The organism is Paraburkholderia sp. GW821-FHT02A12 (assembly GCF_059422005.1).
In genome coordinates this window covers 2417293-2429556 of the sequence record NZ_JBWKWA010000001.1, presented here as the reverse complement: position 1 = coordinate 2429556, position 12264 = coordinate 2417293, and the positions used below count along the sequence as shown (strand labels likewise).

The 12264-nt window shown below is 63.7% G+C and carries 9 protein-coding genes; 6 read left to right on the top strand and 3 right to left on the bottom strand.

Features of this window, described 5'->3' with window-relative positions; genetic code table 11:
- Window positions 1-3 precede the first annotated feature (3 nt).
- Window positions 4-1374, top strand: coding sequence for an alginate lyase family protein (locus AC07WT_RS10915; RefSeq protein WP_494947110.1), 1371 nt, complete (start codon window positions 4-6; stop codon window positions 1372-1374).
- 215 nt (window positions 1375-1589) lie between these two features.
- Here AC07WT_RS10915 and AC07WT_RS10910 read toward each other — a convergent pair whose 3' ends face one another.
- Genes AC07WT_RS10910 through AC07WT_RS10900 form a run of 3 tightly spaced genes read right to left on the bottom strand, consistent with a single transcriptional unit; the run spans window position 1590 to window position 4168 of the window.
- Window positions 1590-2345 carry a PP2C family protein-serine/threonine phosphatase gene (locus tag AC07WT_RS10910; protein ID WP_494947109.1) on the bottom strand — a complete coding sequence of 252 codons (756 nt, stop codon included), beginning with the start codon at window positions 2343-2345 and terminating at the stop codon, window positions 1590-1592.
- 12 nt (window positions 2346-2357) lie between these two features.
- On the bottom strand, window positions 2358-3722 hold the full coding sequence (gene tagH / locus AC07WT_RS10905; protein WP_494947108.1) for a type VI secretion system-associated FHA domain protein TagH: 1365 nt from the start codon (window positions 3720-3722) through the stop codon (window positions 2358-2360).
- A 50-nt stretch (window positions 3723-3772) separates the two neighbouring features.
- Window positions 3773-4168, bottom strand: coding sequence for a TssQ family T6SS-associated lipoprotein (locus tag AC07WT_RS10900; RefSeq protein ID WP_492592418.1), 396 nt, complete (start codon window positions 4166-4168; stop codon window positions 3773-3775).
- A 502-nt stretch (window positions 4169-4670) separates the two neighbouring features.
- Here AC07WT_RS10900 and tssJ point away from each other — a divergent pair.
- Genes tssJ through tagF form a run of 5 tightly spaced genes read left to right on the top strand, consistent with a single transcriptional unit; the run spans window position 4671 to window position 12258 of the window.
- Window positions 4671-5204: a type VI secretion system lipoprotein TssJ gene (gene tssJ, locus AC07WT_RS10895; protein WP_492592417.1), complete on the top strand. Its 534-nt coding sequence runs from the start codon at window positions 4671-4673 to the stop codon at window positions 5202-5204.
- Window positions 5201-6571, top strand: coding sequence for a type VI secretion system baseplate subunit TssK (tssK, locus tag AC07WT_RS10890; protein WP_494947107.1), 1371 nt, complete (start codon window positions 5201-5203; stop codon window positions 6569-6571). The genes tssJ and tssK overlap by 4 nt, the downstream gene beginning before the upstream one ends.
- A gap of 34 nt (window positions 6572-6605) precedes the next feature.
- On the top strand, window positions 6606-7931 hold the full coding sequence (locus AC07WT_RS10885; RefSeq protein ID WP_492592415.1) for a DotU family type VI secretion system protein: 1326 nt from the start codon (window positions 6606-6608) through the stop codon (window positions 7929-7931).
- Entirely contained in the window at window positions 7928-11566 is a 3639-nt protein-coding gene (tssM, locus tag AC07WT_RS10880) for a type VI secretion system membrane subunit TssM (RefSeq protein ID WP_494947106.1), read from the top strand. Before AC07WT_RS10885 ends, tssM begins: the two co-directional genes overlap by 4 nt.
- A complete protein-coding gene (tagF, locus tag AC07WT_RS10875; RefSeq protein WP_494948417.1) occupies window positions 11563-12258 on the top strand; it encodes a type VI secretion system-associated protein TagF in 696 nt (231 codons plus the stop codon). The genes tssM and tagF overlap by 4 nt, the downstream gene beginning before the upstream one ends.
- Window positions 12259-12264: the final 6 nt, after the last annotated feature.

Here is a 12264-nt window from a genome sequence, read left to right as displayed (position 1 = left end):
TAAATGGCCTGGCAAGAACGGATCGGGACGGGGGCGGCTTCACTTGCGCGGAACTTAAGCCATCAGACCGCTACCCAGGACAACGGTATCCCTTATGCTGTCACCGGTGTTATAGCAACCTGTTGCCAGGTGAACCGGTCCCCCTTCGGAGCTAAGTTGGAATCTTCAAATCTTATTCGCCAGCGGCTGGCCTGCGTCGCGCGTTTCAGCTGCGGCATTCTTGCGGCACTCTTCTTCGTCAGCACCAACCCGGAAGCACTGGCAAACGATGCTCATCCATTCGTGCATCCGGGCTTGCTTCACACACAGCAGGACTTCGACCGGATGCGCATCAAGGTCGCGCACGGCGATCAGCCCTGGGTCGCCGGCTGGCAGAAGCTCGTCGCCAATCGACACGCGTCGCTGAACTGGAAGCCCAATCCGCAGGCGATCGTGTATCGGGGTGCGGACGGCCACCATGCAGAGAACTATGCAGCGCTCTTCAACGATGCCGCAGCCGCCTACGCGCTGGCCTTGCGATGGAAGATTTCCGGCGACGACGCGTATGCCGGAAAGGCGGTTGAGATTCTGAATGCCTGGTCATCGACCCTGACTGCGATTGACGGCACTTCGGACAAGTTCCTGGCCTCAGGAATCTACGGCTACCAGCTTGCCAACGCCGCCGAGATCCTGCGCACTTATCCTGAATGGCGCCCAGCCGACTTCGGCCGCTTCAAGACGACGATGCTGACGGTCTTCTATCCGATGAACCACGACTTCCTCGTTCGCCACAACGGCGCGAAGACAGACCACTACTGGGCGAACTGGGATCTCGCGAACATGGACTCGATGCTCGCTATCGGCGTGCTCACGGATCGCCGCGACATCTACGACGAGGCCACCGGGTATTTCAGGCACGGCGCCGGCAACGGCGCTATCGGCCATGTCGTGTGGAAAGTCTACGATGGCGGAATCGGACAGGTGCAGGAGAGCGGACGTGATCAGGGACACACCATGCTCGACGTAGCGCTGCTCGGTACGTTCTGCCAGATGGCGTGGAATCAGGGAGACGATCTGTTCGGTTATGACCACAATCGTTTTCTGCTAGGCGCTGAATATGCAGCCCGGTACAACCTCGGTCGCGATGTGCCCTATACCACGTACACCAACAGCGATGTCACGCAGATGACGATTTCGGACAAGTCGCGTGGCGATGTGCGGCCGATCTGGGAACTGCTGTACAACCACTACGTTGTGCTCAAGGGCATGAACGCACCTGATGTGGAAGCCTTCGCGAAAAAGGTGCGCGCGGAAGGCGGCGGGGGTGACTACGGCCCCAACAGCGGCGGCTTTGACCAGCTTGGTTACGGAACGCTAACCTTCACCTTGAAGTAGGCCAGTTCGCGGGCAGCCGGTGCGCGCTTTGCCGCAGGGAGGTTTGTCTCGAGAACCGCCACGTCGAAGCCGCACGGGCGCAACAACGCATTGCAGACAAGACGCGCGATCGGAGTGCCACTTCCCCGCCAGGCAAGACCTGACCGGATCGGTCCAATCCGGAATGCAGTTGGTGCCGGTGAAACCCGGCCACGATTGTGCTGCGAATGCCTGATCTATTCCTTGACCCGTTGCAGGGTGACGTCTTCAGGACGGCCGACCCACACCGCGAGTGCCGAGTAGTTATCCATTGATGTGCCGCGCGTATGCTGATGTGAAACAGCGTGCCGGAGTAGGGACAACCAGTCGTCCACCTTGTTGACGATTCGCAGATGTTGCCCGATGCTTGCGTCGGACAGCGCGTGCCAAAGACCATCCGTGCACAGCAGAAAGGCGTCGCCGTCATGTAGCGACTGAATCGGGCTGACGCAAGGCGTGATGTCGCCGCGTACGCCAAGTGCGCGATCGAGAAGATTCGGGCTGATTCCGTCGAATGGCAGGCCGGCGTCTGCCATGCGTTGCAACAGACTGTGGTCGCGCGTGCGATGGATCAGCAAGCCACGCCGGAAGTGATAGAGCCGGCTGTCGCCGAGGTGTGCCCATTGTGCGGTGCGCGCCATGCGATCGATGAACAGCGCGACGACAGTGGCGCCCATCTTCCGGTTGCGCGGATCGCGCGCCTGTTCGGCCAGAATCGCATCGTTCGCGTCCTTGATGCAAGCCTCGATTGCCGCGGAAGTCATCGGGCGCGCGCTGCCGTGGGCGAGGATATGATTCACTGCGCATTGCGCCGCAACCTCGCCGCCCGGTTCGCCGGCGATGCCGTCGCTAACCACAAAGCATGCGTGCCTCTCTGATACTACGTGGCCGATGACGTCCTGGTTACCCGAGCGGCTTCCAGTGCACGAGAAATAGGCATACGAAATATCCATGCGCCCGCCGCTTCAGCCGCGGCAGCTATTGCGGTACTGCGTGACCTCCGCGTCGTAGGCCGCGAGAAACGCACTGCCGAACACAGCACTGAAATCGTCCTCGACGGCGAGCAGCGTGTCGCGGTGGAGCTTCACATATTCATCCCATAGCCGGGCCTTGCGCCGCATCGGCACATAACGATCCAGCCACTGCTGCACCGGAGTACGCTGTTCCAGCCGTTCTGGAGCAAAACGCCGGAGCAGTTCGGTGAGTGCCGCGCGCATGCCGGCAACCATGCCGATCTGATGCGCATGCAGATCGTTGAAGGCGTCGCTGACTGCACCTTGTGGCGACATGAACCCTGGAAAAGGCAGGCCGAACATCTGCCTGAGTACTGCGCCACCGTCCGGAAGCAGCTTGAGCGGATTGTTCTCACGGTCGAGCAGCATCGTCATGTCGGCTTTCACTTCGCGCTTGAGAATACTGCGCGACGAGAGCAGCTTCACGGTGCCGTTGGCGAACAGCGCTAGCAACTGTCCTGCGGTGTAGAACTGATCGGTCGTCCACCGGTCACTCGCGGTGTCGAGACCCGCGCCTCGCATAAATGCCATCAGCAAGGGCTGAGCCGATACGTCGAGATGGGGCGCGGCAGGTCCGTCATCGCTCCTGTCGGGCTGCCCGACGGCTCGCACGGTGTCCGGCGTGTCCGGTACGAGCGGGCGGGCGCGTATCGTCTGCGTCCATTCGCCTGCATGGTCCGATGCCGTGTTCTGCACGCCGAATGGGCGATCGCGGCTGCCTGGCGCCGCCTGCGGTAACGGCGCTGCGGATTGCGCAAGGTGGCTCGGAGACGGTTCAAACAGGGCGTCGCCTGCACTGTCGGCTGGACCAAACAATTCAAGCGGATCGGAAGGAACGTTGCGCAGTTCGTCGAACGCGGTGGCGCGCTGAACCGCATCGCTGCCGCGTTCGCGTGCGCCGGGCTGAGCGCCTGGGTGCGTGCCGCCGCCGAAGCGCGATTCGAGCGTATGCCAGAAATCGTCGCGGCTCTGCGATGCCGGCGCCTCGCCAGTACCCGCATCCACATTGTCGCGCTCGGCGCGCAACAGATACGTTCCGATGCGAATCGCATCGCCGGCCTTCAACGCGTGCTCGTCCGCGCATGACAACGGCGTGCTGTTGACCTCGACCACCAATACGCTGCTGAGATTCTTGAGCACGCAGCGATCGCCGTCCATCTGCAGCAGCGCTTGCAGCCGCGAGATCTGCCGCGTTTCGTCGGGTAACACGAGATGATTGTCGACGTTGCGGCCAATGGTGCCGCCGGGTGGCTTGAATACTGCAGTGGTGCCGCGTTGGATAGGGCGGCCGGCGTGTTCAATAACAGTCAATTGCATGATGGACGCTGACTCGATTATGCAGATTTCCCGGCTTGCATCACGTTGCGCTATGACGATGACGCCGCCGCACGTTGCCGGCGCGCTGCTTCGAATGCCGGCCCCCAGATCGGATGTCCCCGTTCAGCCGCTGACAACGCGAAGCGCGGATCAATATCGAGGATCTTCCGGAATTCGGCACGGCATGCCGATACCCTGCCGGTGACGCAATAGCTGAACGCCATGAGCTTATGAGCCTCGATCTGCGTGGTGCTATCGGACCGGTCGATTTCACTGGCATGACTGAGCAATTGGATCGTGCGCGAGTAATCGCCGCTCGAATAAGCACTGCGCGCGTTCTGAACGGTTTCTGTGGCCGCGCGCTGCTGCGGCGAAACGCTCGAGCAACCGGCAAGGATGGAGGCGGAGAACACCAGCACGGTAGCGATAATGCCAATGAGCTTCATGGAGTCACGCTACCAATGGCAAAACGCGTGTTATCCGGATCAGGAATTTTTTTCAGCATTTCGAAAAACAGCAGGTAGTTTTTTCATGAAATCAAATGGAGCCTAACCCACTCTGGATAGGGTGATATCGACACGTGAAACAGGCAACTGTTAACTATATCTCGCAATTTTTCTATTGCAATGGTGAAAATTCGTAGTCTGTGCGCGAGTGCGGCTTTGGATAATTGTATGCCAGAAAAATGGAATTAAAAACTAATTAGAAGAACGATCCAAGTATCAATTTTTGAATAATGGTAAACCAGATGTTGCTATTTGGTTTAAATGTGAATTACGCTGAATCAGATTTTTTATCTGTGCGCACGTGACCGCAAAAAAGTGCGCACGGCGAAGCAATGCCCGTTTTCGAGCAGCCTTCCGCCGGCGGACCCGCTCGGTCAAAAACTCCAGGTACCGGCGCGAACGCCTCGGCGCAACCATGCCGTTCTGACGAACGAGAGAGATGATGCAAGTGTCGATTAAACAGGCGCATTGGCCGCTCGTGGGAATCGTGCTGGCCGGCATGCTGCTGGGCAGTTGCGCAGCAACGGAAAAATCGCTGCCGATACCGTACGCGATTTCCTTTGAGGTGGCACCCGACGTGAATCCGGATGGAAGCGCAAGGCCGTCGCCGATCGTTTTGCAGATATTCCGGCTCAAGTCAGCTGCGAGTTTCGACGGAGCCGATTTCTTTTCGCTTCAGAGCAAGACGCAAAGCACACTGGCCGGCGAACTGCTGGGCGTGGACCGGCTGATTCTACGTCCCGGCGAATCGCGCACGGTCCGATATGCGGGCGATCTCGATGCTCGCAATGTCGGTGTGGTCGCGGGCTATCGCGCGCTCGAGCGCAATCGCTGGAAATTGATCGTGCCGTTACCCGCTGCCAAGGAAACGAATCTGCTGAAATTCTGGCAGACCTCGCCTGGAGAGATCCGGCTTTCGATTGCCGTGAGGAACGGCGGAATGCAAATCGTCGACCAGACGGGGGCAAACCGATGAGCACGATCGATTTGCCGCCGAGGGCAGGCGCAGCGCTGCGCCACCGCGTCGTCTGGTCCGAGGGCATGTTCCTGAGACCGCAGCATTTCCAGCAGCTCGAGCGCCATTTCGAACGCTATGTGCAACTGCGCTGCCTGCCCGTTCAGGGGCTGTTCTGGGGGTTCAGCACGCTCGACGTCGACACCGAGGCGCTTGCCCAGGGCAAGGTCGTGCTGCTCGCTGCATCGGGCGTGCTGCCGGATGGCACGCCGTTCGATTTTGCCGGCGGCAGCGACGCCCCCGCGCCGCTCGATATCCGCACCGACGTGACGAACGAGACGATCGTGCTCGCGGTGCCGACGTGGCGCGGCGACAGTGCGCAGGTCTCGTTCGACGAGAACAGTGTGTCGCCGCTGTCGCGTTACGTTGCCACGGAGACCGAGGTCGCCGACGTGAATACGATCGGACTCGGTCCGGCACTGATACAGATCGGCAAGTTGCACTTGCGGCTGATGGTGGAATCGGATCTCTCGTCCGACTGGCAGGCGATGGGGGTGATGCGCATCGTCGAGCGCCGCGCAGACCGTCGCGTGATTGCCGAGCCCGGCTACATTCCGCCGATGCTCGCGGCGCAAACGAGCCCGGTGCTGGCAACGTACATGAGTGAATTGCACCGGCTGCTCACGCAGCGCGGCGAAACGCTGGCGAGCCGCCTGACGCAGCCGGGCCGCTCCGGGGTGGGCGAAGTGGCGGATTTTCTGCTGCTCGAGCTGATCAACCGCTACGTCGCCGTGACGTGGCATGCGCAGCAGCCGGTTGCGATTCATCCGGAGACGTTGTACCGCGACTGGCTCAAGCTCGCGTGCGATCTCAGCACGTTCACGTCGAGCACACACAGTCCGCAGGTGCTCCCCCGTTATGACCACGACGATCTGAGCACGACGTTCGGCGAGCTGATGAGCGAATTGCGCCGCTCGCTCGCGACCATGCTCGAGCAGAACGCGATCCAGATCGAGTTGAAGGATGCGGGCAACGGCGTGCGCGTGGCAATCATGTCGGATACCGAATTGATGCGCGATGCCGGATTTGTGCTGGCGGTACACGCGGACGTGCCGGCAGATGTCTTGCACACGCGCTTTCCCGCACAGGTGAAGCTCGGCCCCGTCGAGCGGATCCGCGATCTCGTGCAGCTTCAATTACCGGGCATCGGCGTGCGCGCGTTGCCGGTCGCGCCGCGGCAGATTCCGTATCACGCGGGCTATGCGTACTTCGAGCTCGACAAGAGCGGCGATCTGTGGCGGCAACTCGACCGTTCAGGCGGGCTTGCGCTGCATCTTGCCGGCGAGTTTCCCGGATTGTCGATGGCTTTCTGGGCGATCCGCGGTTGATGCGGACGAGGCGGATGACGGACGGAAACGACTCATGAATCACTGGAATGATGCAGTTGCAGGCACGCCCGGCGGCTTCGTGCATCCGAACCCCGGCGGAGCGCCGCCAATGTCCGACGCTGCCGGGGCGGGCACGGCTTATGGCGGGCCGCTGCCGGAGCGCGTGGCGCCGAGCGGCAGCAACCCGCTCGTCGCGGCGGCCAATCCGTTATTGAGCCTCGTGCCGCAGATTCGCTGGACCGTGCATCACCCGAATCCGCGATGGTTGCGCGAGCATCTTGCATCGGAGGTCCGGCAGTTCGAAATGCGCGCGCAACGCGCGGGAATCGCGCTCGACGTGATCGTCGGGGCACGCTATTGCCTGTGTACCGCGCTCGACGAGGCGGCGTCGCTGACACCGTGGGGCGGCGGCGGGGCATGGTCGGCCGACAGCCTGCTGGTTGCCTTCCATAACGAGACCTGGGGTGGCGAGAAATTCTTCCAGGTGCTCGCGCGTCTTTCGCAACAGCCGCAGCAACACCTCGATCTGATCGAACTGCTGTACTACTGTCTCGCGCTCGGCTTCGAGGGGCGCTACCGTGTGCTCGACAACGGCCGTGGCCAGCTCGACACGTTGATGCACCGCGTTGCGCAGCTGATTCGCCAGGCGCGCGGCGAATACGATGCGCCGCTCTCGCCGCACTGGCGCGACGAGATTCCGGCCGAACGTGCGCGTCGCCTGGCAGTGCCGGTGTGGGCGTGGGCCGCCGTCGCCGGGCTGATCGGATTCGGCGCGTTTGTCGCATTCGACCTGACGCTCGCGCGGCGATCCGATGAAGTGTTCACGGCGATCGACCGCGTACGCGTGCCTCATCTGCAGCAGCAGGCCGTGGCGGCGGCCGTTCATCCCGCCGCCGCGCCGCGTCTTGCGGGGTTTCTCGATCCCGAAGTGCGTGCGGGGCTCGTCTCGGTTCACGACGACGCTGAGCGCAGTGTCGTGACGCTGCACGGCGACGGACTGTTCGAGTCGGGTTCAGCGTCGGTGATCGACCGCTATACGCCCGTGCTTGCGCGAGTGGCCGATGCGCTCGAGCGTGTGCCGGGCAACATCGTTGTCGCGGGCTACTCGGACAACGTGCCGGTGCGCAGCGCGCGTTTCGCGTCGAACTGGGATCTGTCGCAGGCGCGCGCGCAGGCGGTCGCGCAGATGCTCGCGTCGCGCATGACGCAAACAGGCCGTATCCGTGCGGAAGGGCGCGGCGAAATGGACCCGGTCGCCCCGAACGACACGCCGGCCAACCGCGCGCGCAACCGGCGCGTCGAAATAACGTTGCTGACGGCGCCTGCGCACGCGGCGTCCTCCGCGCAGGGGACGCCATGAGCTCGTTCGCTTCATCGCTGCCGTCCCGGCCGTTCCTCGCACGATCTTTCTGGGTGTTCGTCGGGCTCGTCGCGGTTGCCGTGCTCATCTGGGTTGCCGGACCGCTCATCGCCTTCGGCACGTGGCGTCCGCTCGAATCGACCGGTGCGCGTGCGCTGCTGATCTGCGCGCTGTTCGCCGCCTGGGGCCTGCGCCTTGCATACCGTCGCTGGCGCGCGGCACATCTGAACGCCCAGTTGCTGAACCAGTTGCGCGCGAGCGAGCCCGCACCGGCCGATCAAAGCGCGGATCCCGCTCATCTGGCCGAATTGCACCACCGCTTCAACGAAGCCGCGGCACTGTTGAAAAGCATGCGCCTCACCGCCGGCGAGCGCGCACGAGCGGGGCTCGCCGGCTGGATCGAACGCTTTTCGCCGCGCTATCTGTATCAGTTGCCCTGGTACGTCTTTATCGGCGCGCCCGGTTCGGGCAAGACCACGGCACTGGTCAACTCGGGGTTGAGTTTTCCGCTGGCCGAGCAGTTCGGCCGTGCTGCGATTCGAGGCGTCGGCGGCACGCGGCATTGCGATTGGTGGTTCACCAACGAAGCGGTGCTGATCGACACGGCCGGACGCTACACCACGCACGAGAGCAATCGCGCGCTGGACGAGCAGGAGTGGCGGGGCTTCGTCGGCCTGCTCAGGAAGTATCGGCCGCGCCAGCCGCTCAATGGCGCGCTGCTGACGATCAGCGTCGCGGACCTGCTCGGCGCCTCCGATACGCAGCGCACCGAGCACGCGATGTCGCTGCGCAAGCGGCTTCAGGAATTGCGCGAACAACTGGGCATCCAGTTTCCCGTCTACGTGCTGGTGACCAAGGCCGACCTGCTCGCCGGCTTCGCCGAGTATTTCGCCGCGCTCGGGCGCGCGCAACGGGCTCAGGTTTGGGGCTTCACTTTCCGGCTCGACGAGACCCGCAAGCCGGACTTCGATCTGCGCGCGGCTTTCGATCACGAGTACCAGTTGCTGCACCGGCGCCTGAACGACGCGCTGCCGGAGTTGCTGGCGGCTGAATCCGACGTGCGCCAGCGTGAGCTGATCTATTCGTTGCCGCAGCAGTTCGCGTTGCTGCAAGACGTACTCGGGCAACTGATCGCAGAGGTGTTCTCGCAGTCGAAGTTCGACTCGCTTCCGCTGTTGCGCGGCGTCTATCTGACGAGCGGGACCCAGGAAGGCACGGTGTTCGACCGCGTGATGGGCGGCATCAAGCGGTTTCTGCAGATCGAGGGCGTGCCGCCCGCCACCCACAGCGGGGCGAACGGGCGCAGTTTTTTCCTGACAGATCTGCTGCAGGCGCTCATCTTCAGCGAGACGTCGCTCGCCGGCATGAACCTGCGGTGGCACAGGCGGCAACGCGTGCTGAGCGTCGCGGGCTATGGCGCGGCGGCCGTGTTGCTGTGCGTCGCGCTTGCGCTGTGGATACGCAGCTACGCGAACAACAGCGACTATCTCCAGCAGATGAGTGAGCGCGTGAGCGTACTCGACAGGCAGTTGCAGCGCACGTCGATTACCGATGCCGCCGGCATGGGGCAGGTGCTGCCGGTGCTCGACGAACTGAGGGGATTGGCGCGAACCGATCGCGTCGATCCCGCGTCGCCGCCGCTTGCGTATCGCTGGGGGCTGTTTCAGGGCGACAAGACGCAGGCAGCGGCGAGCGGCGTCTATCACCGTGCGCTTGACGAGTTGTTGCTGCCGCTCGCGGCACGGCGTCTCGAACAGACGCTGCGGGACGCGCGTCAGGACGATCCCGCGTTCGCCTATGCAGCGCTCAAGGCCTATCTGATGCTCTACGACAGCGCGCACTACGACCCCGCCTTCGTGCAGGCCGTGCTCGACCTCGAATTCGAGCGCTCGTTGCCGCGGCCGCTGGCCGCCGCGCAACGTGCGGCGTTGAGCGCCCATCTGGACAGCCTGTTCGCGGACCGCGTCGTGCTGTCGCCGTTCGCGATGGACGAGCGGCTCGTCGCCGATACCCGCGACCGGTTGCAGCGGCTCACCTTCGCGCAGCGGCTCTATGCGCAGCTCACGCACACGCTGCGGACCAGTACCGCGTCGTATGGCTTCGATGTCGCGCACGCCGCGGGACCGTCGGCCGCGCTGGTGTTCCGGCGAGCGAGCGGCCAGAGCCTGAACGACGGGCTGCCCGGGCTGTACACGTATCGAGGCTACTGGGACGTCTTCGACAAGCGGCTGGACGATTCGATCGATGCATTCGCGGCGGAAGAAAAGTGGGTGCTCAATCTGAAAGAATCCGAAGTGCCGAATCGCGCTGCGGGGGAGTCGTGGTCACGCGATATCCGCTCGCTCTACCTGAATGACTACGTGCGCGAGTGGGATGCGTATCTGGGTGACATCCGTCTGCAAACCGGCGATTCGCTGGCCCAGAGCATTCAGGCCGCGCGGGTGCTGTCGGCGCCGGATTCGCCGCTGACACGGCTCATCGACGCAGCCGCGCGCCAGACTGCACTAACCCGCAGCGAAGCGGGCACGGCTGGCGCGGGACTCGCGGACCGCGCGCAGGACAAGGTGGACAGCGCGCGCCACGCGCTGGCTGGAATCTTTGCAGATGCGCCGGCGAGCGATGGCGCGCCGGTGCCCACCGACAAGCCGGAGGCCGTGGTCGACAACCACTTTGCCGGCTTGCGGCAGTTCGCGCACAGCAGCGAACGCCAGGATTCCGCGCCGATCGACGCCGCGCTGAAACTGATCGACGAGCTTTACACGTACTTGAGCGCGACCGACTCCGCGTTGCGCAGCGGCGGGATGCCGCCGCCGTCCGATGTGCCGGACAAGGTGCGCGCACAGGCTGGCCGCATGCCCGCGCCGTTCAGGCAGATGCTCGGCGAGCTGGCCGATGCCGCGAACGGCAGCGTGGCGTCGCTCGCGCAGCGCAATATCGCCCGCAGCGCGTCGGCCGACATCGGCGACTTTTGCCGCCAGGCGATCGCGGGGCGCTATCCGTTTGCGCACGGCTCGTCGCGCGATGTCGCGCTTGGCGACTTCGCGCAGCTATTCGCGCCGGCCGGACTGATGGACGATTTCTTCCGCAAGAACCTGCAAGGTCACGTCGATACGGCCACTCGCCCGTGGCGGTTCAATACGGCGCCGGGCGATGGCAATGCAGAGGGAAATGCGGCGCCGTTCCTCGCGTCGTTCGAGAAGGCGGCCGTGATCCGCGATGTGTTCTTTGCCGGCGGCGCTCACGATCCCGGCGTGAAGGTGCAGATCAAGCCGCTGGACATGGATCCGGCGATATCCGAGTGGGCGCTCGATGTGGGCGGTCAGAGCGTGCGCTACGCGCACGGTCCGCAAGCGCCGGTCACCGTGCAATGGCCGGCGTCGGGAGGCAGCAACCAGGTTCGGCTGCAGGTCGTCGAGCAGTCGGGTACGACCGATGGATGGGTGGCGGATGGGCCCTGGGCACTGTATCGCCTGTTCGATCACGCGCGGCTCGAGCAGGGGCACGCACCTGAGGAACTGATCGCCAGCTTTGCGGTGGACGGCAAGCAGTTCAAGGTCGAGCTCACCGCGGATTCGGTGCACAACCCGTTCCGTCTGGGGCAAATGGAGTCGTTCACGTGTCCGGGCAAGTCATGAGGATCGCAGAGGCGAACGGCCACGTGTTGTGGCCCGGCTGGTACGGGAAGGTCCCCGGGGCGGGCGACTTCGTCAACCGCGGGCTGTCCGCGGGGCTCGCCGCATGGTGGGACCGCTGGATTCAGCAGGGGATGGCCGCGCTCCGCCAGGACGCGCCGGACGGACTGAGCCGCTATTTCGCGATTGCGCCAGTGTGGAATTTCGTGATCCCGGCCGGTGCCGGCGCCGACTGTGTTCAGCTCGGCAGCCTCGCACCGAGTTGTGACCGCGTCGGTCGCTATTACCCGGTCATCGCGACGCTTGCACTGGACGCGGCCGGCTATTCGAGCCACACGACCGCGTCGGCCGGCGGTTTTTTCCCGCAGGTCGGGGCGGCGCTGCTCGACGCCGTTCGCGATGCACAGGGGCCCGAGGAACTCGATCTGGCGTTGAGCCGCGTACGGCTGCCGCGCGACACAGAGGCCTTCGCGGAACGGAATAGCGTGGCGCAGCCAGGCGGTGCAGCACGCGCGACTGAACACGCGGCAGGCTGGCCCAACCTGGCCGAGTACTTCGACCCGCACGGAATGACGAGCTTCTGGTGGACCTATCAGGCAGACGACGTGCTGCCGAAAACGCACGCGCATACCGGCAGGTTCGATGCGCGGCTGTTTCAGACGCTTTTCGGCGTGCCGCCGCGCGATATGTATTGACGCGGC

Coding starts and splice junctions, on each gene's coding strand:
- AC07WT_RS10910 (WP_494947109.1), bottom strand. CDS start 2,345: ATGGATATTTCGTATGCCTATTTCTCGTGCACTGGAAGCCGCTCGGGT.
- tssM (WP_494947106.1), top strand. CDS start 7,928: ATGAGCTCGTTCGCTTCATCGCTGCCGTCCCGGCCGTTCCTCGCACGA.
- tssJ (WP_492592417.1), top strand. CDS start 4,671: ATGCAAGTGTCGATTAAACAGGCGCATTGGCCGCTCGTGGGAATCGTG.
- tagF (WP_494948417.1), top strand. CDS start 11,563: ATGAGGATCGCAGAGGCGAACGGCCACGTGTTGTGGCCCGGCTGGTAC.
- tssK (WP_494947107.1), top strand. CDS start 5,201: ATGAGCACGATCGATTTGCCGCCGAGGGCAGGCGCAGCGCTGCGCCAC.
- AC07WT_RS10915 (WP_494947110.1), top strand. CDS start 4: ATGGCCTGGCAAGAACGGATCGGGACGGGGGCGGCTTCACTTGCGCGG.
- AC07WT_RS10900 (WP_492592418.1), bottom strand. CDS start 4,168: ATGAAGCTCATTGGCATTATCGCTACCGTGCTGGTGTTCTCCGCCTCC.
- AC07WT_RS10885 (WP_492592415.1), top strand. CDS start 6,606: ATGAATCACTGGAATGATGCAGTTGCAGGCACGCCCGGCGGCTTCGTG.
- tagH (WP_494947108.1), bottom strand. CDS start 3,722: ATGCAATTGACTGTTATTGAACACGCCGGCCGCCCTATCCAACGCGGC.